The sequence below is a fragment of the Paenibacillus ihuae genome (assembly GCF_001368795.1).
Classification (GTDB): Bacteria; Bacillota; Bacilli; order Paenibacillales; family Paenibacillaceae; genus Paenibacillus_AQ; species Paenibacillus_AQ ihuae.
This window is the reverse complement of the sequence record NZ_LN831199.1, coordinates 516,420-537,122: the sequence shown is the minus strand read 5'-3', so window position 1 is coordinate 537,122 and position 20,703 is coordinate 516,420. Positions and strand designations below refer to the sequence as shown.

At 48.7% G+C, this 20,703-nt stretch carries 25 protein-coding genes and 2 riboswitches; of the genes, 19 read left to right on the top strand and 6 right to left on the bottom strand.

Features of this window, described 5'->3' with window-relative positions; translation table 11 throughout:
* The first annotated feature begins 6 nt into the window (after positions 1-6).
* Positions 7-104, top strand: a riboswitch (purine riboswitch).
* 53 nt (positions 105-157) lie between these two features.
* The gene (locus tag AQR02_RS22065; RefSeq protein ID WP_054942569.1) at positions 158-1,570 is read left to right on the top strand and encodes an 8-oxoguanine deaminase; all 1,413 of its coding nucleotides are present in this window, start codon (positions 158-160) and stop codon (positions 1,568-1,570) included.
* A gap of 89 nt (positions 1,571-1,659) precedes the next feature.
* Here the strand turns inward: AQR02_RS22065 and AQR02_RS35370 are convergent, their stop codons facing one another.
* Together AQR02_RS35370 and AQR02_RS35365 are read right to left on the bottom strand one after the other, a co-directional pair.
* Entirely contained in the window at positions 1,660-1,935 is a 276-nt protein-coding gene (locus AQR02_RS35370) for an NAD(P)-dependent oxidoreductase (RefSeq protein ID WP_054942568.1), read from the bottom strand.
* Between the two features lie 4 nt (positions 1,936-1,939).
* A complete protein-coding gene (locus AQR02_RS35365) occupies positions 1,940-2,185 on the bottom strand; it encodes a Rossmann-fold NAD(P)-binding domain-containing protein (protein WP_342447493.1) in 246 nt (81 codons plus the stop codon).
* Between AQR02_RS35365 and AQR02_RS31525 the strand changes: the two genes are divergently transcribed.
* The 3 genes from AQR02_RS31525 (at position 2,108) to AQR02_RS22045 (ending at position 5,000) form a co-directional block, all read left to right on the top strand.
* Positions 2,108-2,599: a ubiquitin-activating E1 family protein gene (locus AQR02_RS31525; RefSeq protein ID WP_245237690.1), complete on the top strand. Its 492-nt coding sequence runs from the start codon at positions 2,108-2,110 to the stop codon at positions 2,597-2,599. The two genes, AQR02_RS35365 and AQR02_RS31525, sit on opposite strands and share 78 nt — an antisense overlap.
* Before the next feature lie 290 nt (positions 2,600-2,889).
* On the top strand, positions 2,890-3,786 hold the full coding sequence (locus tag AQR02_RS22050) for a DegV family protein (protein WP_342447492.1): 897 nt from the start codon (positions 2,890-2,892) through the stop codon (positions 3,784-3,786).
* A gap of 377 nt (positions 3,787-4,163) precedes the next feature.
* On the top strand, positions 4,164-5,000 hold the full coding sequence (locus AQR02_RS22045) for an alpha/beta fold hydrolase (RefSeq protein ID WP_054942565.1): 837 nt from the start codon (positions 4,164-4,166) through the stop codon (positions 4,998-5,000).
* 53 nt (positions 5,001-5,053) lie between these two features.
* On the opposite strand, the gene AQR02_RS22040 is transcribed toward AQR02_RS22045, so the two are convergent.
* The 3 genes from AQR02_RS22040 to AQR02_RS22030 all read right to left on the bottom strand — a co-directional run bounded on the left by AQR02_RS22040 (position 5,054) and on the right by AQR02_RS22030 (position 7,938).
* Positions 5,054-5,398 carry a hypothetical protein gene (locus AQR02_RS22040; RefSeq protein ID WP_054942564.1) on the bottom strand — a complete coding sequence of 115 codons (345 nt, stop codon included), beginning with the start codon at positions 5,396-5,398 and terminating at the stop codon, positions 5,054-5,056.
* A 373-nt stretch (positions 5,399-5,771) separates the two neighbouring features.
* Entirely contained in the window at positions 5,772-6,212 is a 441-nt protein-coding gene (locus AQR02_RS22035) for a DUF1259 domain-containing protein (RefSeq protein ID WP_054942563.1), read from the bottom strand.
* 235 nt (positions 6,213-6,447) lie between these two features.
* Positions 6,448-7,938: a peptide MFS transporter gene (locus AQR02_RS22030; protein WP_054942562.1), complete on the bottom strand. Its 1,491-nt coding sequence runs from the start codon at positions 7,936-7,938 to the stop codon at positions 6,448-6,450.
* Positions 7,939-8,224: 286 nt separating this feature from the next.
* Between AQR02_RS22030 and AQR02_RS22025 the strand changes: the two genes are divergently transcribed.
* The 6 genes from AQR02_RS22025 (at position 8,225) to AQR02_RS22000 (ending at position 11,544) form a co-directional block, all read left to right on the top strand.
* Entirely contained in the window at positions 8,225-8,647 is a 423-nt protein-coding gene (locus AQR02_RS22025) for a VOC family protein (protein ID WP_054942561.1), read from the top strand.
* A 128-nt stretch (positions 8,648-8,775) separates the two neighbouring features.
* On the top strand, positions 8,776-9,609 hold the full coding sequence (locus tag AQR02_RS22020) for a DUF4405 domain-containing protein (RefSeq protein WP_054942560.1): 834 nt from the start codon (positions 8,776-8,778) through the stop codon (positions 9,607-9,609).
* A 250-nt stretch (positions 9,610-9,859) separates the two neighbouring features.
* Entirely contained in the window at positions 9,860-10,420 is a 561-nt protein-coding gene (locus tag AQR02_RS22015; RefSeq protein ID WP_054942559.1) for an RNA polymerase sigma factor, read from the top strand.
* Complete coding sequence (locus AQR02_RS22010; RefSeq protein WP_054942558.1) at positions 10,420-10,728, top strand: hypothetical protein; 309 nt, start codon at positions 10,420-10,422, stop codon at positions 10,726-10,728. Before AQR02_RS22015 ends, AQR02_RS22010 begins: the two co-directional genes overlap by 1 nt.
* A gap of 30 nt (positions 10,729-10,758) precedes the next feature.
* Complete coding sequence (locus AQR02_RS22005) at positions 10,759-11,142, top strand: PLDc N-terminal domain-containing protein (RefSeq protein ID WP_082452013.1); 384 nt, start codon at positions 10,759-10,761, stop codon at positions 11,140-11,142.
* A 15-nt stretch (positions 11,143-11,157) separates the two neighbouring features.
* Complete coding sequence (locus AQR02_RS22000; RefSeq protein WP_054942556.1) at positions 11,158-11,544, top strand: hypothetical protein; 387 nt, start codon at positions 11,158-11,160, stop codon at positions 11,542-11,544.
* Positions 11,545-11,651: 107 nt separating this feature from the next.
* Here the strand turns inward: AQR02_RS22000 and AQR02_RS21995 are convergent, their stop codons facing one another.
* The gene (locus AQR02_RS21995) at positions 11,652-12,083 is read right to left on the bottom strand and encodes a transcriptional regulator, SarA/Rot family (RefSeq protein ID WP_054942555.1); all 432 of its coding nucleotides are present in this window, start codon (positions 12,081-12,083) and stop codon (positions 11,652-11,654) included.
* A gap of 176 nt (positions 12,084-12,259) precedes the next feature.
* Here AQR02_RS21995 and AQR02_RS21990 point away from each other — a divergent pair, with 176 nt between their 5' ends.
* From AQR02_RS21990 to AQR02_RS32600, 9 genes are all read left to right on the top strand, one after another.
* The gene (locus AQR02_RS21990; protein WP_054942554.1) at positions 12,260-13,537 is read left to right on the top strand and encodes an amidohydrolase family protein; all 1,278 of its coding nucleotides are present in this window, start codon (positions 12,260-12,262) and stop codon (positions 13,535-13,537) included.
* A gap of 163 nt (positions 13,538-13,700) precedes the next feature.
* Positions 13,701-13,780: riboswitch (glycine riboswitch) on the top strand.
* A 139-nt stretch (positions 13,781-13,919) separates the two neighbouring features.
* Complete coding sequence (locus AQR02_RS21985; protein WP_054942553.1) at positions 13,920-15,293, top strand: amino acid permease; 1,374 nt, start codon at positions 13,920-13,922, stop codon at positions 15,291-15,293.
* A gap of 306 nt (positions 15,294-15,599) precedes the next feature.
* Positions 15,600-18,047, top strand: coding sequence for a hypothetical protein (locus tag AQR02_RS21975; RefSeq protein WP_054942551.1), 2,448 nt, complete (start codon positions 15,600-15,602; stop codon positions 18,045-18,047).
* Between the two features lie 17 nt (positions 18,048-18,064).
* Positions 18,065-19,390: a daptide-type RiPP biosynthesis aminotransferase gene (gene mpaD / locus AQR02_RS21970; protein WP_054942550.1), complete on the top strand. Its 1,326-nt coding sequence runs from the start codon at positions 18,065-18,067 to the stop codon at positions 19,388-19,390.
* A gap of 153 nt (positions 19,391-19,543) precedes the next feature.
* The gene (locus AQR02_RS35360) at positions 19,544-19,660 is read left to right on the top strand and encodes a daptide-type RiPP (RefSeq protein ID WP_332461358.1); all 117 of its coding nucleotides are present in this window, start codon (positions 19,544-19,546) and stop codon (positions 19,658-19,660) included.
* A 57-nt stretch (positions 19,661-19,717) separates the two neighbouring features.
* Positions 19,718-19,834 carry a daptide-type RiPP gene (locus tag AQR02_RS35355; RefSeq protein WP_332461358.1) on the top strand — a complete coding sequence of 39 codons (117 nt, stop codon included), beginning with the start codon at positions 19,718-19,720 and terminating at the stop codon, positions 19,832-19,834.
* Positions 19,835-19,907: 73 nt separating this feature from the next.
* Positions 19,908-20,042 carry a daptide-type RiPP gene (locus AQR02_RS35190; RefSeq protein WP_280818651.1) on the top strand — a complete coding sequence of 45 codons (135 nt, stop codon included), beginning with the start codon at positions 19,908-19,910 and terminating at the stop codon, positions 20,040-20,042.
* Between the two features lie 59 nt (positions 20,043-20,101).
* A complete protein-coding gene (locus tag AQR02_RS32920; RefSeq protein ID WP_167347633.1) occupies positions 20,102-20,239 on the top strand; it encodes a daptide-type RiPP in 138 nt (45 codons plus the stop codon).
* Positions 20,240-20,349: 110 nt separating this feature from the next.
* On the top strand, positions 20,350-20,703 hold a 354-nt coding region (locus tag AQR02_RS32600), incomplete at its 3' end, for a hypothetical protein (protein WP_159067816.1).

Here is a 20,703-nt window from a genome sequence, read left to right as displayed (position 1 = left end):
ATACTAATAGCAACTTTATAGGTTGTTCGTATAACCCCGATAATCGGTTCGGGGGCTCTACTGGGGTCCGTAAAATCCTAACTACGAACGCGATATCTACGATATTGCGCTCGCGGTTGGGATTTTTTGCATTTTACATTTCAAAGGGAGGTTTGGCATGAACACATTGCTGATCAAGAATGCCCGCAACATTATCACCATGGACCCGCAGCGCCGCTGCTACCCCGGAGGAAGCCTGTTCATCGAAGGACAGGAAATCAAAGCCATCGGGACGGACATTCCCTACGAGGACGCCGACACCGTCATTGACGCCTCGGGAAAGATCGTCTATCCCGGGCTGATCAACACCCATCATCACTTATACCAGACATTTACCCGGAACATCCCCCGGGCCCAGGACTGCGAGCTATTCGACTGGCTGCTGACGCTGTACGAAATATGGCGCCACATGCGGCCGGAGGATGTTTATCTGAGTGCCATGGTAGGCCTCGGCGAACTGCTGAAGACCGGCTGCACCACCGCTTCCGATCACTTTTATTGTTTCCCGGACGCCGTGAGCGGAGAGCTGATCGACGAGGAAATCCGCGCCGCCGGAGAGCTCGGCATCCGCTTTTACCCGACACGGGGCTCCATGAACCTGGGCAGGTCCCAAGGAGGGCTTCCGCCGGACGAGGTGACGCAGACGGCGGAAGTCATTCTGAGGGACACCCGCCGGGTTATTGAAACCTATCATGACGCCTCTAAATTCTCAATGGTCCGCGTCGGCGTCGCGCCCTGCTCGCCTTTTTCGGTGTCCGAGGATCTTCTGCGGGAATCCGCCCGCCTGGCGCGCAGCTACGGCGTCCGGATGCATACCCACCTGGCCGAGACGAAGGATGAAGAGGACTTCTGCCAAGCAAAACTCGGACTCCGGCCTCTCGAATACATGGAGAAGACGGGCTGGATCGGACGCGATGTGTGGTACGCGCACGGCATCCATTTCAGCGGCGATGAAATCCGCCGGATGGGCGCCTGCGGGTGCGGCGTCGCCCATTGTCCGAGCAGCAATATGAAGCTGTCATCGGGGGTATTCCCTGTACGAAGCATGCTGCAGGCGGGCGTTCACGTCGGACTCGGCGTGGACGGCTCGGCGTCCAACGACGCGTCCAATCTGCTCGGAGAGGCGCGTCAGGCCTACCTGTTGCACAAGCTGACCGCCGGAAGCGCGGGTCCGACGGCTGAAGAAAGCTTATGGCTTGGTACGGTCGGATCGTCGAGAGTGCTCGGCTGGGAGGACGCGATCGGCTCTCTGGAGGTCGGCAAGGCGGGAGACCTGTTCATGATTGACTCGCGAAGGCTGGAATATGCCGGCGCTTTGTTCAACGACACGGCTCTGCCTGTCGTCACGGGCATCAGCCAGAACGTCGATATGACCGTGGTCGGGGGCCGAATTGTCGTGAAAGACGGACGGCTCGTTCATGTCGAGGAAGAACGGCTCGCGGAAGCCGCGGGGGCCGCGGCGCTCCGGATGGTCCAGGCGGCGTCGGGACGAACCGGCGTCAATTACTTCAAGCATCGCGGACGAGCCTGATACGCGCCAACTAAGATGCCCCGAAAGCCATACCAATAATGGCTTTCGGGGCATCCTTTGTGTCCGCTCTGTTCTTGTTATGCCTTAGATCAGGTTTGCCGGCGTCTCGCCTTTAATCCCGGCCACCAGGTTTCTTGTCGCCGCCCAGGCCATTTCCAGCCGGGTCTCCCGAGTACCGAACCGATATGCGGCAGCAGAACCGCATTATCCAGCGCCGTCAGCGGATGATGGTCCGGAAGCGGCTGCTGCACGTACACGTCCAGTCCTGCCTCCCGGATCGTTCCGCTGCGCAGCGCCTCGACCAGCGCCTCTTCGTCGACGGTCGCTCCTCTAGATCCGTTGATGAAAATGGCGGTCTTCTTCATCAGCTTAAACTCGCGAGCTTAAACTCGCGCGCCCGTTTCGAACGTACCGGTCCAGCTCCGGCATCCGACGCGCCGTGGCCACCAGCAGACCGAAGATCGTATCGGCCACCGTGTCGTTTAGAACTCCCGGTGTATTGGTCGCCATTCTTCCGCGGCGGCTGATTTCGGGAATATGCAGATTATCGTATCCGCCGGAAATATTGCTCACGATTTTCAAGCGGGGAGCGCGGTCAAGAAATGCCGCATCCACGGCTGTTACATGATCGCTGATCCAGATACGGTAGAATCCAAGAATCTCGGCAACCAATTATTTATCCCCAAGGATGTAGGTTTCAAGAAAAGAACGGAGCTGGCTCCAGATGCTAATATCAGACATCGCCCGAGTATGCGAAAAGAAATCGAAAAGAACAACATTCACGTTCATTTAGGATATAAAGGGCTGTATGTTACCCAAGAAGGTGTTGTTTGCGCTGATCCAAATGGTGAAGAACATCTTATTCCGGGTACTTCAGTAATTTGTGCACTCGGACAACGAGCCAGAAGAAATGTCGTCGATGAGTTAATAGATTGTGCACCTTATGTAGCACAAATTGGAGATTGTGTTAAAGCGTCTACCATCACGACTGCAATTTATCAAGGATATCATGCTGCGCTTGATATCTAATGATTAGCGACTCACCATCAACACATGTGAAACGTTATTGAACGGATGCGGCTTCCTTAGCAGGAGGTGCATCCGTTTTTTGGTGTCTCTACATACCACATCCGGCCTCTTCTCTAATAGGTATATCTATCATGTATAATGTGAATTTATGTCGAATTAAGTTGAAAAAAAGTGCTGGGATTTTTCCGTAATCGCTATACGGGTGCTTGGCTTCCTGTATAATTTACGAATATGCAGATAGTTTAAGCTGCTGATTCCTGATCGTAGCCAATCCCCAACGAAAGAGAGTTGTGACCTTGAAATCCATAGCCTGGGTAACCGACAGCACCAGCACAATTGATTCTGAATTCGCCAGTAATAACCATGTTTATATTGTTCCTCTCCGTCTAATTGTCAATAATGAATGTTATAAAGAGAATATTGATATTACTGCTGATCAGTTCTATGATAAAATGCGCCAGAATGACAAGGTCGGCAGCTCCCAGCCGCCAATCGGTGAGTTCGTGGAATTATACGAGCGCCTGAAGGAAGACTATGATGAAATTATTGCGATACATTGTTCCTCCGAGCTTAGCGGAACCTTCCAAACATCAATGCAGGCAGCAGACATTGCTGGCGTTACTGTAATTGGCATTGATTCCAAGGTAGGCGCTTACCCGATCCGCGAGATGATTATGCGCGGCGTTCACTGGCAGCAGGCAGGCTGTTCTGCGCTGGAGATCAAGAGCAGAATCGAAAATATCATCCAAGAGATGTCTTTCTATCTGATCCCTGCCAGTCTGAGCCAGCTGCACCGCAGCGGGCGGCTCTCCGGCTCCCAGCTTCTGCTGGGCCAGCTGATGCGGATTCACCTGCTGCTGAAATTCGATAAAGGCAAAGTTGTCGTCGTGGACAAAATCCGCACCTTCAAGAAAACGAAGCAAAAGCTGCTGGAGACACTCGGCCAGGATATCCGGCTGATTCAGGATATTTGTATTATGCATGCCAACAATATGGAAGAGGCGCTGAGCCTGGAGTCGGCGATCAAGGAAATGTCGCCTTCTGTGCGTACGGAAATTATGACCTTTGTCCCGGTCGTAGGCGTTCATATGGGTGAGGGCACGCTCGCGCTATCGTGGATCAACAATACACCCATTAACAGTCTCACTGTTCAGGATAAAGTGCTGGAGCCTGTGCTTCAGGATTGAGTCCGGCTCGGCGAAATAGCTTACATACAAGAAAACCAGCAGGTCCCGGAGCGGGTCTGCTGGTTTTTTTGTCATGCATAGGTGTTTACGCGCATCTCATGTCTAAATGATATTAGTAAGCAAATAGATCTTTAGTCATAAGAGTAATAGAGTTTAAAGTGAATTCATTAAAATTCGACAAAATAAACCATTTCATTTGGACGTTGACAGCTAGACTATTAATTGGTATATTCCGGACGTTAAAAATTTTAGATAAATTTTATAGTGAAGGAGGAGATCCAAGAATACGGTAATCATCAACATAATTCTTTTATCGCTAAAAAATAAATAGCTGGAAGCTCATGGAGTCATCAAACAAAAAACGGAGGGATATATCAATGGCAAACGTTACAGTTGGACAGGAGAATGGAATTGCAATCGAGCTTCATTATGAGGATGTCGGGACCGGTAAGCCGGTTGTACTGATCCATGGCTGGCCGCTTAGCGGAAGATCCTGGGAGAAGCAAGTACCTGCACTAGTGGAAGCCGGTTATCGGGTGATTACGTATGATCGCCGCGGATTCGGCCAGTCCTCCCAGCCGTGGAACGGATACGAGTATGATACATTCGCGGCGGATTTGCACACATTGATTGAACACCTGGAGCTCCAGGATGTGACCCTCGTCGGGTTCTCCATGGGCGGAGGCGAAGTAGCGCGTTACATCGGTACTTATGGAACGGAGCGGGTATCAAAAGCGGTGCTGGCCGGTGCGATCCCTCCATATCTGTACAAATCATCGGATAACCCGGACGGCGGATTTGACGATGCGACTATTCAAGGATTTCAAGACGGGGTGAAGGCGGACCGTCTAGCGTTTCTGGATGGGTTCACAACCAATTTCTTCGCCTCCGGAGACAGAACGGACTTGGTAAACGAAGCGTTCCGCTTATACAATCGTGACATTGCAGCTTTCGCGTCGCCGAAAGGCACACTCGATTGCATCGCGGCATTTAGCTATACCGATTTCCGCGGGGACCTTGAGAAATTTAATGTACCAACGCTTATTCTCCACGGTGACGCCGATGCGATCGTTCCTGTCGAGATCAGTGGCCAAAAAGCGCATGAGCGGATCGCAGGCAGTCAGTTAGTCGTGATTGAGGGCGGCCCTCACGGGTTCAATGCTACCCACCCTAAGGAATTTAACGATGCATTGCTGCAATTCTTGAAGGGTTGATTGGAGTAGGAGCCACGCTTCCCAGGAGGCGTGGCTCTGACGCTTTTTGTGGATTACTTGGACCATAGCTTAAAAAATATCCCCAGCAACAAAATGAAGGGTAATAGCCAATACAAACCGTTTGTATTTTTGTCCCCCATAAGAAGAATCATCATGAGTTGAAAGGAAACTACGGCTCCACAAGCTGAGGCTGCAGTGAGGAATGCTTTCCATTGGGCGGATTCCACCATCCTATTGAATTTCGGCAAACTATATAGAATGGCCAGACAAAAAGATACTGCGGCGGGAATAACAATCATATTTCCAATATGAGCCTGATCTTTGAACTTAAAGTGATACAACTTAGATATGACGGACAATATCAAACCGATGAGAAGGAATAAACCGTTTAGCTTCATGGACAACCTCCTATTTTTGAGGGATGCCGAAGTATTGCGGAATTCACTGTCACACTTTATTATCATCATAACGAATCTCGGGAGTTGCAACAATCCCCCGTTTATCCGCTTCCTCCGTCCATAGATATAGAAAAAGCAAAAGGGTTCGAGCTACAGATGCTCGAACCCTTTTGCTTTTATTTTGAAAACGCAGAGTATAAGGAGCTTCCCATAGATGCTCTATTTTTTACAATAGGAAATATAATTCTTAATCACCGAAATGTTCACTTTCAAGCGAGGTATACTTTCATAACGTTCCATATTTTTGCGTAGATGTTCCAGCCTGTCTTGGTGCTGATGCTGATGATGCTCTAAGAGATGTAATACGGTTACATTATTTTTTGCTGGAAGGCTTACATACTATGGGACCAACAGGTTTATTGGTCAGGACTCTGGAGGCTTTCCGCACTTTTCTGGCGAATACCAGGGGTTTTTGGACGGCTTCCCAATGGATATACCAGATGTTCGGGTTCGTAAATAACCAGTGATTATGAAGAGCAGTTACTTTAATGCCTGCTTTGCGGAGTTCAGAGATAAATGGATTGATTTCCCGGGTGAGGATTACAGATTCCCCAAGGCATAGTGCTCTGCCGTCTTTACCAACACTCTCGAAGGAAATGCCGAACGGAAGTGTGAATAAGCCTTTTGAACGTCTGCCCAAGATCCGCACCTTAATATTAGTACGTAGCTTAGTTGCAACACATACCCCATTAACTACCTGGGGCTCACCACCAAAAATCTCCGCAAACTGTCTACAGAGTGGACTTATACTCATTTTTTATCACCATCCTTTTGATATATAGTATTTTTAAGAGGGTATCTTTGAAACGGCGTTGTCATCGATCAGGAGAATTAATATCCCAATAGTAGAGATTCGGGCGATAAGTTCTTCACCTGGAAATGATGCGGCTTGCGGCACATTTCAATAAACCAACAGCAGCCGCACGGAGGATGATCCGTGCGGCTGCTGGATTTTGTGGATGTGAATTAATTATCAAAGGGAGTATCGTTTACTGTATCCCCTTCATGTACCCCTGGATTGTCCGGGAGAACAAGTAGAGCAGAATACTCAGGAGGATGGCTGCGCCTCCAATGACACCAAAGTATACCATCTCAGTGTCAGCCGAATAAAACTTAACAATCTGCGCATTAATTGCCTGGGCAGCCGCATTGGATAAGAACCATAAGCTCATGGTCTGGGCGGAGAAGGCGGAGGGTGCTAGCTTGGTCGTAGCCGACAGTCCTACAGGAGACAGACACAATTCCCCCAGTACAACGATGAAATAGCTAAGAACGAGCCATAACGGATTAACCAGGGAATCCTCACCGCCAAAGTAAGCTGGTAACAGGATCACAAGGAAGGATAATCCGGCAAATAATAGACCCAAGGCGAATTTCTTCGGAATTGAAGGCTGCCGGTTCCCAAGCTTCACCCACAACCAGGCGAAGAGGGGGGCCAACGTGATAACAAACAAAGGATTTAAAGACTGGAACCAGGCTGGACGAATATGCATTCCGGCAAAATCGAGTTGTGTTCGTTTATCTGCATAACTGGCAAGGATGGTTGACCCTTGTTCCTGAATCGCCCAGAACATAATCGCTGCAATAAACAGCGGAATATAGGCAACGAGTCTTGAGCGCTCTACGCTTGTTGTGAGCGGACTACGGAACATGACAATAAAATACAGGGTGGGAATCAGAATTCCCAGAATACCTACAATCGTTATAAAGGATTTAAACGTTAACAGACCTAACGGAATCGTAACAGCCACGATAACAGCGAGAAGTACGGCACTGATACCGAAGATAAGGAATACTTTTTTTCGTTCGGCTTGTGATAACGGACTTGCGACTAAAGTGCCTGCTAGACCGAGGTTTTTTTTCTTGGTAGAGATGAACATGATTAATCCCAGAAACATACCGACGGCAGCAATACTGAAGCCCAGGTGGAAATTATAATCCCCGATGTATCCTACAATTAGCGGTGCGATGAAGGCTCCCAGGTTGATGCCCATGTAGTATATACTGAATCCTGCATCCCGGCGTCCATCCTGTTCGCTGTAAAGCTCACCTACAATACTGGATACATTAGGCTTCAGCAAGCCCGTACCCAGTACGATCAGAACCATGGAAACAAAAAATAAGGTAATACTCCCCGGGATGGCCAAGGTGATATGCCCGAGCATGATTAATATACCGCCGTAGAATACAGCCCTTGACGCACCGAATATCCGGTCCGCCAACCAGCCGCCAATAATCCCGGACATATAGACAAGTGAACCATAAATAGACATAATGGCGAGAGCTGTGCTCTCCTCCATGCCGAGTCCGCCTTGGCTCAGCTCGTAATACATATAATAAACAAGGATAGCTCTCATTCCATAATAGGAAAACCGCTCCCAAAACTCTGTGAAGAACAGAGTAAATAACCCTTTAGGATGTCCAAAAAATCCCCGTTGCGGAACACTTTCCACAACTCTTTGTTTGTTTAAATCAGCCATGCTGCTACTTCCTCCCTTGATAGTTAACAAAATTCCCTGCTTAAAGTATTATCCCTTAGTCAGACTACCCCCATATTAGTCTCAACAGCGGGAGCAAAAAAAATAGTATACAACATTGGTGAAAGATTGGATATGACATCGCTCCGAGAATGAAGTTTACATTGGATTGCCTGCAGGTTTGGACGATAACCAGAATTTTTTTCGGGTATACCGATGATTTAACGGGTGCCGGATCGTCTATACTTATGAATCACAATCGAATCCAAACTCGAGGAGGAACAATCTTATGACGTTAAAACTCACCCCTTATATTACTTTGGAGGGACGGGTAAAGGAAGCCATTCAGTTTTATGAACAAGCCATAGATGCAGAAGTCCTCTCCATAATTACTTACGGTGAAATGCCGGACATGCCTACTACGTTCACTGATGATCTGAGCGGTCTTGTAGCGCATGCTAAGTTAAAGGTCGGTGTGACAGAGCTGATGTTATCGGATACCCCAGGCGGTTCGCCTATTGAAAGCGGGAAACGGGTAACCATTTGCATTACCACAAACGACGTAGAACAATCCAAACGGATTTATGAGGCTTTGCGGCAGGAAGGGCAAGTCAATATGCCGTTTAGAGAAGAACCCTTCAGCCCTGGATTTGGTGATGTAACAGATAAATTCGGCGTGACCTTTCAAATTTATACGGAGCTTGAACATTAATTGCAGAAAGAGTTGCCCATAACGTTTGGGCGGCTCTTTTTTTATGGATGAAAGGCATTAAAACTAATTTAAGCTTCACTAAAGGTTCGAGCCTCATACTGAGTAAAAAGCAGATATGGGGAGTTGAAATGAAGATGAAAAAAATCAACTATGTCAAATTTGCGCTTGATATAGCAATGAGCTTATTGTTCGTTTTGTTTTTCAACAAAAATGTGTTAGGCGGGTTAGCGTTTCATGAAATAGCAGGCCTCTTTTTTGCCTGTGCATACATCACTCATATTCTTCTGAATTTGGGTTGGGTGAAGCGGGTCACTCTAAAAATGTTTAACCGCAGTTTATCCTGGAGAGTACGCGGCAGTTATGCGCTAAATTTCCTGTTGCTGGTTTCCATGACGTTCATCATTGTCAGCGGGATCCTTATTTCCCATGTCGTATTTCCGAATATTAATGTGGGCAACGAGAATTGGTTTAAAATGACCCATATCTCGGTATCTTTCCTGGTACTGGCATTGATCGGGATTCATGTCGGGCTTCATTGGCAGTGGGTCGTGAACATGTGTAAGAAAATAACCAGCATAAAGAAGGGCCGGACCTGGATGCGGTATGTTGCTCAAGGCTTGACGGTGATCATACTGCTATTCGGTTTATACCAAATCAATCAGACATCTTACGTCACTCATCTAAAAAGCTCGGTTTCAGCTTTCGGCGTAAACACGCAGCAAACTGGCTTCGGGAGCAAGGAGGCTTTCGCAGGCGGAGAGCGGGGTGGAATGAGAGAAGGGAGGCCTTCCGGCGGAGAAGGTCAATCTGGATTCAACCGGGGGGAAAAGGGAGGCAATGTGAACGTCGTCAATGTCATTTTGACGTATACCGGTATTATGGCTGTTTTCGTCATTGTAGCCTACTACCTGAAGAAATGGAGCTTATACCGTAAGAAGAAGACCGTTGTAAACCCGAATTGAGGGAGAGTATAAATGGAGGAAATGGTAAGCTTCTATAAAAAGTTATCAATACATGAGGAGATACCCCAAAGGTATCTCTTTTATTATGAAATAACCGAATATTTATGATGAACAATGAGTTAAGTCAACACCGGAGCTATTTCACAGACTACCATTACTAGTATTAAATAACTAATTTTGTTTGTGAAATTCCGAACAATATTCCTTTATTTTTCGTAATGTAAGATGAAAGGGCAGGCGGGGGGGAAGAATGATTAGCGATAGACAGCTTATAGAAGGTTATAAATCCGGGAAGCAAGAAGATTTTGAACTTTTGATAAACAGATATAAAGATGATTTATATCGGTTTTGCTGTCATCTTTCCTTGGATAGGCAAGAGGCAGAAGACTTATTCCAGGAGGTATGGGTGCGTATATTCCGTAAGCTGGGAATGTATGATCCCGAGCGGCCTTTTAAAGCTTGGCTGTTTCAGGTGACCATCAATTTGCATAGGGATCGATACCGGAAATTGAAAAGGCTGCGCGAACGTCTGACGTTTGCTTGGAGCTCTGAACATAGCGGATTTACGGAAATTAGTGATTCCGCACCTTTAACGGAAGAATATCTACTGAGAAAAGAGCAGGATCTGTACTTGGAACAATGTCTGCGCAATTTGCCTAAACGTTATCTGGCCCCGTTGATTCTGTATTACTATGAAGAATTCAGCTATGAGAGCATTGGAGAGATCCTTGGTGTTCCACTGGGAACCGTAAAGTCTAGACTAAACCAAGGAAAAAAATTACTTAAAGCGAAAATGGAGGAGCTGGGATAATGAATGAACCAACGGGAAGAGAGAAGCTTTTACAAGAATATTTCAGCGCTCCAGTAGCGACTCCCCCTTATTTAGTCCCCCATACACTTCGAAAAATTAGAGAAGGCAATCATATGGGCGCTCTGATCGGCGCAGTTGCACTGAATTTGATTATAGTTCTGGTACTTGCGGTTTTTTTATTAGCCGGTCCGCTGCTCTTGTTCTGGAAAATAGTAATATTAATTGTGTTTTTCCTATTTCAGGCCATTGCAGTAGCAATATTGCTTTACAACTTCTTTGGAAGCACTTTGGAGCCTTCAGCGTACTAAGCGGAATTTGCAATTTCAGAAAGGAGAACTATGAATAACCGAATGAGACTTGAAAAGTTTATTTTCTGGGCGTTTACGGCAATTGTTGTATTGGGATTTGGTGCTCTTTCCTTCGCAATGGCTCCTTATATGGATGATGCATGCGAGGACGATTTTGTATGGGTCTTTGTGATATTGGGATTGGCAGTGCTTTTTATTGCTTTAAATGCGCTAATTGCTGTGTTCATCTACAAAGACGCTTCAAAGAGAAATATGAATGCCTGGCTGTGGATGTTAGCCGTCATTTATATTCCGAATTTCATCGGACTTCTGTTCTATTTGTTCGCCCGCCGGCAGCATCACTCTCTCTCGGAAACTGAACCGAGGAATAAAACGAAACAATGTCCTCACTGCGGCAAGTTAATCCAATCTTAAGGGGTGTCAACAGAGATGAAGAGGAAATGGGTGTTTTCGGGGATTTTGGTCCTTGTGATTGTAACGATGCTGGCTGCTTGCGATAAGAGGTTAATGTTTGTGGGGTCGAGCTCCAGCACTAAAAATAAGATTGCTGCTTCCTATAAGCTGTTTACGGGTACGGATGAGAAGAAGGTTAGCCTCAAGAAGGGCGATACGCTTGCTGTTGACTATCAGTCCGAGGTTAAAAAAGGGGAACTGACAATAAATTTTTACGATCCCGATAATCAGCTGGTCCAGAGCATAAGTACTAACGAATCAGGAAATGAGAAGATTGAAGTAAGCAAGGACGGGAAGTACAGGTTTAAAATTAATGGTAAGCATACCAAGGGCAGTTACGAAATAACGTACAAAATTGAATAGTTCTGCGTAGAGACACCGGGGCGGGCTGCTTTCTCTTGCCAAAAGTTACCGAAGAAAGCAGCCTTGGAGCTTATCATTAGTACCAATGAAGCTCCCTGCTTTACAGGCTACATGGTCGTTTTAACTTTGATTAATAACTTCATGAAGGTCTCGCTTTCTTCCTCGGTAAGGCCCCGGGTAATGCTGTTCTCTACTTCCATGAAGATTTCGTCGAACTCTTCGACGAGGTCGGACCCTTTTTTCAATAGATATATTCGTTTTTGCCGCTCGTTCTCTTTGGGAATCTCCCGTTTAATGTACCCTTTTTTCTCTAACCCTTGCAGCATACTGGTAATCGTGGCTCCTGTACGGTTAAAGTGATCGGCCAGATCCTTCTGGATCACGCCTTTGTCCTGATTTTCAAAAATGTAGCCCATCATCTGCCCTTGTTGAGTGTTAAGTCCCAGCTCTGATAATCGGGTATTGGCCATGCCTCTGATCTTCATCCCAATATCCCGGATGATATCGGAGTAAGGGGTATGCAAAGCTTGCTTCGTCATCCTGTGCCTGACTCCTTTACGATAGGTTAAAACCTAATTATAAGATTATCTTAATTTTCGGGAAACAAAATGTCAAAGACAAACTGTTAGAACACAATTAATCATTATATTGACAGTTAGAATTCAAACTGTTATATTTCAATCATAAATTACATTTATTTTAGGAGGCTAAAACAATGATTACTGCAATCACCAATGTGCGTGTATTTGACGGAGAGAAAGTGATCAGACCCACTACGGTTCTGATTGAAGGCGAACAAATCCTATCGGTAGGCGGAGAAATACCGGAGCATGCGGATATTATCGACGCAGAAGGAGGGACTTTGCTGCCCGGTCTGATGGATGCTCACGTTCACACTTCCGTAGAGGGCCTGCGGGATGCACTGAAATTCGGAGTGACAACTGAACTGGAAATGATGGGCGGGTTCACCCAAAGCGGCCGCGAAGCGCAATTGAAAGGGATCGGGGATATTGCCGATGTACGGTCTGCCGGAATGGCGGTTACCCCTCCAGGCGGGCATCCCGATGAGCTCATGCCGGGGGATGGCGAAATCCCGGATTTTGTACTGAAGGAACTGGAGAAGATGAGCGAGGAGGACCGCAATGCCATGCTGGCCGCCCATGCCCATGCTCATGATCATGGAGAGGCACCCGCGGTAACCAACCGGGAAGAAGCACTGGCATTCGTAAACGAACAAGTAAGAGAAGGAGCCGACTATATCAAGATTATGATTGAAGAAGGGACGGTATTAGCTGCTCCCGGGCTGCCTGTCCTAAGCCAGGATATTCTGAGGGCCGCTGTAGAGGAAGCACACCGGCATCACAAGATTGCGATTGCCCATGTATTGACAGCCGAATCTGCCCGGCAAGCCATAGAAGTCGGGGTTGAGGGACTCGCTCACTTATTCATTGACCGGCCCGAGACCACCCCGGATCTGGTGAGAATGATTGCAGAGGCAGGCGCTTTTGTTACACCCTGCCTCGTCTTGAACTCCTCAATTATCGGTAACCCTGCATCGGAATTGGCAGGGGATCCGCGTGTGAGCTCCAAGCTCAGCCCGGAATGGATCGACACGCTGAATGCCAGCTTCAATACTTACCCTCAAGGCAGCATGGAAGATAACTACCGGAATGTAATGGACCTTCATCGTGCAGGCGTAGATATCCTGGTGGGTACGGATGTCTCTGTACCGGTTCCGTCGCTGGGCGGACTTGCCCATGGAGCCAGTGTGCACCATGAGATGCAGCTATTAGTAGAAGCGGGATTTACCCCTGTAGAAGCCCTTCAGTCAGCTACCTCGAAAATAGCCCGCCGTTTCGGCCTGACTGATCGCGGAACTATCGTAGAGGGGGCGCGGGCGGATTTGGTCTTGGTTGACGGGGACCCGGCAGCGAATATCTCGGACACGTTATCGATTCGCGGAGTATGGCAGCGCGGCATCCGGAGCAATTGAATATTTGCCTGGCCTTACTGGATCTATTTACCACCAACCTTAAGGAGACTTTTATCACAGCAACAATATTCACATCGCAAGTAATATGTTAGAATATCAGAACGACAGAACGACTTAAATTCATAATTCGCAAGCTATGATTGCTATGGATCACACTATAGCAGGAGCAGCTTCTGGAGAGACTGCGGGAAACCGCGGCGCCGAAGGGTTCACAATCTCAGGCAAAAGGACAGAAGAGTAAGGAATATGTATTTGTTATGCTGACAGCTGTCAGCAGGGCAAGTATTATTTCATATTCTTATGAACCGGGAGATTGGATGACATCCAATCTCTTTTTTTTATTGGCATCATTGCAATGTAATTCATTAAGGGGGAACGGGTTATGGCACAATCGGAATTAAAGAGAGAGCTGGCCAATCGGCATGTTCAACTGATTGCGATCGGCGGCACAATTGGTACGGGATTATTCTTAGGCTCGGGCAAGGCGATTCAGCAGGCAGGTCCATCCATTATGATTACGTATTTAATCGTAGGGATTGCGGTGTTTTTTGTAATGCGGGCACTGGGTGAACTCCTGCTGTCCAAAGCGGGATATCAATCGTTTACGGATATTGCCGAGGACTATCTCGGACCCCGGGCCGCCTTCATCACCGGATGGACTTATTGGTTCTGTTGGATTATGACGGCTATGGCCGATGTCATCGCTGTTGGGGTGTATGTGCAGTATTGGTTTGATATCCCACAATGGGTACCTGCCATCGCCTGCCTGGTCATTTTATTAGGGCTTAACTTATTGACCGTCAAAAACTTCGGCGAACTCGAGTTTTGGTTTGCTCTAATCAAGGTCATCACGATTCTCGCCTTAATTGGCATTGGGGTTATTTTACTGGTCATGGGATTTAAGACGGATGCGGGATCGGTGACGGTAAGAAACCTCTGGGAACACGGGGGAGTATTTCCGAACGGCGTTAAAGGATTCTTATTTTCCTTCCAAATGGTAGTCTTCGCTTATGTCGGTGTAGAGCTGGTGGGCGTATCGGCAGCAGAAACCTCCAATCCAGAGAAAAACATACCGTCGGCGATCAACAAAATTCCTCTGCGGATTCTATTTTTCTATGTGGGAGCTCTTTTTGTCCTGCTATGCATTAACCCATGGACAGAGCTCAATGCGTCGGAAAGCCCTTTTGTGAAAACCTTTAGCTTAGTAGGAATTCCAATCGCCGCCGGGATCATTAATTTCGTCGTATTAACTTCAGCCGCATCCGCCTGCAACAGCGGGATGTTCTCCACAAGCCGGATTCTTTATAACCTGGGCAAGAACAAGCAGGCGTCAACTCATTTTTCCAAACTGAATAAAAATCATGTGCCTGCAAACTCGCTGTTTATTTCAACGCTTGTCATATCCGCAGGCGCTCTATTGAGCAAGCTTATTCCGGAGCAGGCTTTTGGAATTGTGACAACGATTAGTGCCATTTGTTTTATATGGGTATGGGGCGTCGTGCTTGTGTGCCATATCAAATATAAGAAGACCCGGCCGGAACTCCAGGCTGCATCCAAGTTCAAAGCTCCCTTAACGCCGGCAATAAATTATGTGGTTCTGGCTTTGTTTGCTGCGATACTCATTATTATGCTGATCGCCGAAGAAACACGCCCGGCGTTGCTCTTTACTCCGCTATGGTTTGTTCTCTTATATATTCTGTATCCCAGACCGAGCAAAAGGGTGAAGGAAGGCAGTATAGCGACGGATATCAAATAGCTGTAAAAGACACCCGCCAACCTGTTGGCGGGTGTCTTTTATAGCTATGCGGAGGCGCAAGCCGCAAAGTGCAGGCTTCGGGGTAAATGTCCGGTTGCGCAGCCGGATTGCGTGTTATGCGGCAGATGTGGCGGCCCGGTTGCGGTGCAAAAAGCGCAATGGAATTGTGGGAAAGCGTATATGGGTTTTCGGTGTAGAATTGGAAAAAATAGATTATGATTGGTACAAGAAGAACAACACGAGCTGATAAGTACTGGTTGATAGATGAAGTGATAGAAAGTGAAAACTGGAAAGGAGCCTGACGACATGTTCGGTTTATCGTTCGGACGCGGGATGACGATCGCTTACTTTCAGCAGCATGCTGCCCGCTTGTTTATAGCTGGTGACAATCTGGATTGCCGGTATGCAAGAACATATTTAAGACAGAATGGTATAACAGCAACCCAATATATGCAGAACAACTTGTCTACCTTATATGAAGCAGCGGAAGAGCTGGTAGCTATGGGGAATGAGCGAATGGCTCTGTACGTGACACCAGCGAATTACCGCCTGTGCCGGAGCCTGACAGAAGCGGTGAAGGAATTGGACGAAGGAAGCCGGATCGTATGGTTCGGCAATGGTCTTGGCATGAACGGTACCTCGCTTCCTGCTGACATTGCTGCTGACGGACTGGTTCTCTGGGAACCGGAGCAGACATTGCTCCGCCTGGCAGAAGCAGACGACGGCTGGGAAGAGGCGGTAGGTGGCTTCATACCGGTAAGCCGGTTCACTGCCTGGAGCGTCGCTGCTGGAAAGGCAGTATCTCAGCTGGATGGCGAGGGTAGCGCTGATACCCGACTGGACCGGCTGAACGGGATATGGGAAGAGGCTTTGAAGCAGCGCTGGCCGGTGATTTCTTCTATTAAATGCGCTGATCGAAACGGGTATGGGCATAACATCCGCACCCATTCCAAGGAACGCTTCAGCGAAGATCTGAATCTCGCACTTCAGCAGCTTGGACCGGAAAGGCAGCTGTCCCTTGAAGGATTTCATTACTTGGCCGGGAAGAGGGGCAGAGCAGCGATCTGCGAGGCACTTGAAGCGTCCAGGCAGCTGACAGCAGGTTACAGCGCCGAGATACCGTTGGAATGGCTCCTGGAGCAGAGTGAATATACCCGGTTGCTGCAAGCGGGCATTACACAGATCATTATTAGAATTCCGCTAACAATGAATAAACTTCAGTTTAATGAAGCTTTTCAATTAACAGAGAGCCTGAAGAGAACATCTGCCGGGGTTAAGCTGGCTGCAGTGCTCATCGATGAAACGACGGATATTCTGGAAGGCGAAGCTGAGAATACAGCAGCTCTGTTGACCCTTTGGGTGAATGAAGGCCTTCTGCAGGCCGGTGATGTGCAGCTTGATATCGCAGGGCTGGCACCGGATGAGCATAAGGTTCCTGTACCGGAGTCCATAGCAGCATTCCTGCAGCGGTATCTTCGGCAAGAAGAGGAGCAGGCGCTGATTAACGGGTTCATGGCATACATGACCGGACAATATCCGCATCAGGTGCTGGGCAGCGGAGTTAAGCATATCGGTTATACCGAAGGAGAATGGAATCAGGCAACGGTGCAGGGGCTGGCAGAGTATTCGGCAATCAACAGCGCCATTCTCTTCGAGCATAACCCGGTCAGGGTTCCTTCTTCTACGGATACGATGTACGCTGGCCCGGAGGGGGTATGGAAGCGGGAGAACGAAGCTTATCTGGAATGGGAGCGCCAGTCTGAGCAGAACTCCTACTACTTATCCAATGCACACCAGATTAACCGGCTGGGCGAATACGAATATGAGCTGCAATTAAACGACTTTCTTCATATGGAACCGCTGGAGATCCGGCAGCTGCAATATTCCCAGGCTCAGGAAATGAACGTTGCGCCATCAGGCAGAGCCCCCCGCTTTCAGCTGTTAAATCTGGAAAGTGTGGAAGACATGGACCGGTTTCTTGAAGACGTAGAGCTGTTCAGCAAGTCCGGCATGTTCCGGTACGCCTATGAAATACAGGCGGATCTTATGGAGAGCTGCCGCTGGTCGGGGGTACATTCGTGCGCAGCCAGACAGCTGCCCCGGATCTTTGTTGACGGCGATGACCGGATATCCCCCTGCCGGGGCTGCGCCGTCATCGGTCAGGTGGGAGATTCACTGGATCAGCTATTAACCCAGGTGTCTGTGGTCTCAGAGGAGGAGCAGCTGCTCAGGGGCTGCCGGACCTGTGAGATTAAGGATTCCTGCTCCAAGTGCAGCTTCCTGCCTGAATATTTGAACCGCCAGCAGTATTGTGAGCTGCGCAAGAAGCACAAGCTGCTCCACCGCTATATGCAGATGGTGCAGGTATTTAAAGGCCTTAGTAAGTATGCCCGTTCGCTTCAGAACATCGAAGTCCACGAGCTGCGCGTCTCTCTTCCGGCATGTACACATCTCTGGAGACAGCCGGAGCCGCATATGCCTGTGAGCACAGCGGTGCTTGAAACGGTATTCCTCTTCTTCATTGGAGAGCAGCCGATGCTGTTCCATGCGGGCAGCCAAAAGCTGATGAAGCTGAACGAGCCGATGGCGCTGATACTGGAAGGATTGATGAGCGGTGCGGAGAGAACAGAGCTGGAACAGGAACTGATGACACGCTATCAGGTGGAGGGTGAGTTTGCAGCCCGCCTGGTTACACAGGCGCTTGGCTTGTTCGCTAAGGAAGGCTGTCTGATGCAAGCAGCGAGGGCTGTATGAAAGGAGGGGGTACCCCTATGTTAACGACAACCCGGCAATACCCGATGGTGCATCCGCTTAAGGATGTCCGGCTCGGAGATGAGGTTACTTCACTTGCAGCAGGGGAAGGCATCTATGTTCAGGATACGAACGGTAAAATTTATATCGACGGGATCAGCGGACTGTGGAATGTATCCCTGGGTTACCGTCATCCCGGAATACGCCAAGCCATCATGGAGCAATTGGATGCGCTGGCCTATGTGAATCCCGTGGATTACAGCAATCCGGTGACCCTGCAGTTTGCCGAGAAGCTGCTGCAGCTAACACCGGATAATCTGACTAAGGTTGCCTTCACATGCACCGGTTCGGAATCCGTGGAGCTGGCGATCAAACTAATGCGCAAATACCATCAGTTACGGCATCAGCTGCATAAGAACGTCATCGCTGTTCTGGACAAATCGTACCACGGCAGTTATTACGGTTCCATGAGCGCCAGCGGGATCGATCAGGAGATTTCCGAGAGTTATGGTCCGAAAGTACCCGGCTTCCTGTTCCATCCGGTGCCTGTGTGCAAGCATTGTACACCGGGTAACCTTGCCGGGGATTGTCTGAGCAGACAACTCGGTCAGCTGGAAGCATTATTTGCCCGTGAGGGGCATGTGATGGCCGGATTCATGCTGGAGCCGATCATCGGCTCAGGGGGGATTATTCCTATTCCTGAGGCTTATCTGCAAAGGCTCAAGGAACTGTGCCTGGAGCACGATGTGCTGCTTGCTTTTGATGAAGTGGCTACGGGGATGGGGCGTACCGGCAAAATGTTTGCCTTCGAGCACAGCGGGGTTACCCCTGATATTCTCTGTCTCTCCAAGGGGATTAACAGCGGCTATTTACCGCTGGGGGCCACCCTGTTCAGCGAAGCGATACGGCAGGCCTTTGCTCTTGCAGGCTCCCACATCGAGCATCTCTCCACGCAGAACGGCAATCCCATCGCTTGCGCAGCCGGAATAGCTACGCTGGAAGCGCTGGAACAGCCGGGCATGCTGGAAGCGGTAAGTGCAAGAGGACAGCTGCTTCGTTCCGCTCTGGATCAGGCGCTGCAAGGCAACCCTCTATATCTGGAGGTAAGGGGAAAAGGCCTGATGATCGGCGTTGCGCTGCGGAGCAGGCATCGTGCAGAGGAGTGTCTGCCGCCAGAGGAGCTGGCGGATATTGCCGGCAAGCTGAAGCGCCGGGGGTTAATCGTATATCCGTTTCACACACCAGGGTTAACCTCCGGGTTCCATCTGTTCCCGCCCTTCATTATCAAGGAGGAGGAGGTGCTGGAGATCGTATCGATCGTCCGGAAGGTACTGGGAGGGAGGTGAGAATAATGTCCCACCACCGGCATGAGCCAATGGTTTGCTGGAAACTTGACACTTCGGATAACGGAACAGAATATACAGTTTTTCGATCTGCTCCATACTTCAGAAACATTCGGCATTAAACTCTGAGATTGATCGTGAGAGGAGGTGAGTATCATGCAAAAGAATCTTTCCCTGCAATTCGAAGAAATGGAAGCTGTAACAGCTCCGGACTGGAAGGACATCGCAATCGGCATTGGTATCGGTGTAGGTATTGGCGTAGCGCTGACTTAATCTGCCGTTATACCGGGAAACGTCCTGTTAGCTGACCTTGAAGGGAGGTGAGTATCCATGCAAAAGAATCTTTCCCTGCAATTCGAAGAAATGGAAGCTGTAACAGCTCCGGACTGGAAGGACATCGCAATCGGTATTGGTATCGGTGTAGGTATCGGCGTAGCGCTGACTTAATATCAGCAGCGGTAGTAACGGAGGCAATGTTCACCTTATAAAAAACAAAATTTATTTAATGGAGGAGAAGTTCATGATGAATCAAGCGCTGGCTTTGCAGTTTGAGGAAATGGAATCTGTTGCAGCCCCGGGAGACGGTGCATTTCTGGCGGGTGTTGGCGTAGGTATTGCGATCGTTACCGGTACGGCAATCGTGGTGTTGACCTAATTACGGAAATAGCCTGATCGGCTGTACTTACTAAATCCAATATGAGGAGAGAATCGAAGATGAATAATGGACTGGGTTTGCAAATGGAACTGCTGGAAGATGTCGCTGCACCGGGCAGCGGAAGAGATTTCTTTGAAGGCGTGGCCGTTGGAGTGACCATCGCTGGAGGCGTAGTCGCAGTTATTGCCTTGACCTAATACATTTAATATTTCCTAAACCATTGGGAAGCCTCTTCTGCTTGGAAAGACGTATTCTGCCCGGGCAGGAGGGGGCCCCTATTATAAGCGGCTTGAGAGGGTGAGAGTGAATGGAATCGATAACACATCTTGAATTTCATGAGACCGAAAACAACTATTTCTTAGTTCAACATATATCCAGCCACAGGTTTGTAAAGCTGGGCCTCCGGGAGACAGAGTTCCTGCGCTATCTGTTAAGCGCAGCAGACGGAGAGGGATACCCGGGAACACTCACAGAGACTGAACGTGAATATATGACCGGGAAGTTTGCGGAGTGGGGGTTTCTGAGCCATTCCTCCGAAGCCGGGGAGACACCGGCGGCGCGCAAATGGAGCTGGAACTGGAAGATTGAAGATCTGACCGCGATCAAATTCCTGACGGTTAACCCCGATGAGCGGCTGACCGCCCTGCGTCCGGTGATCCGG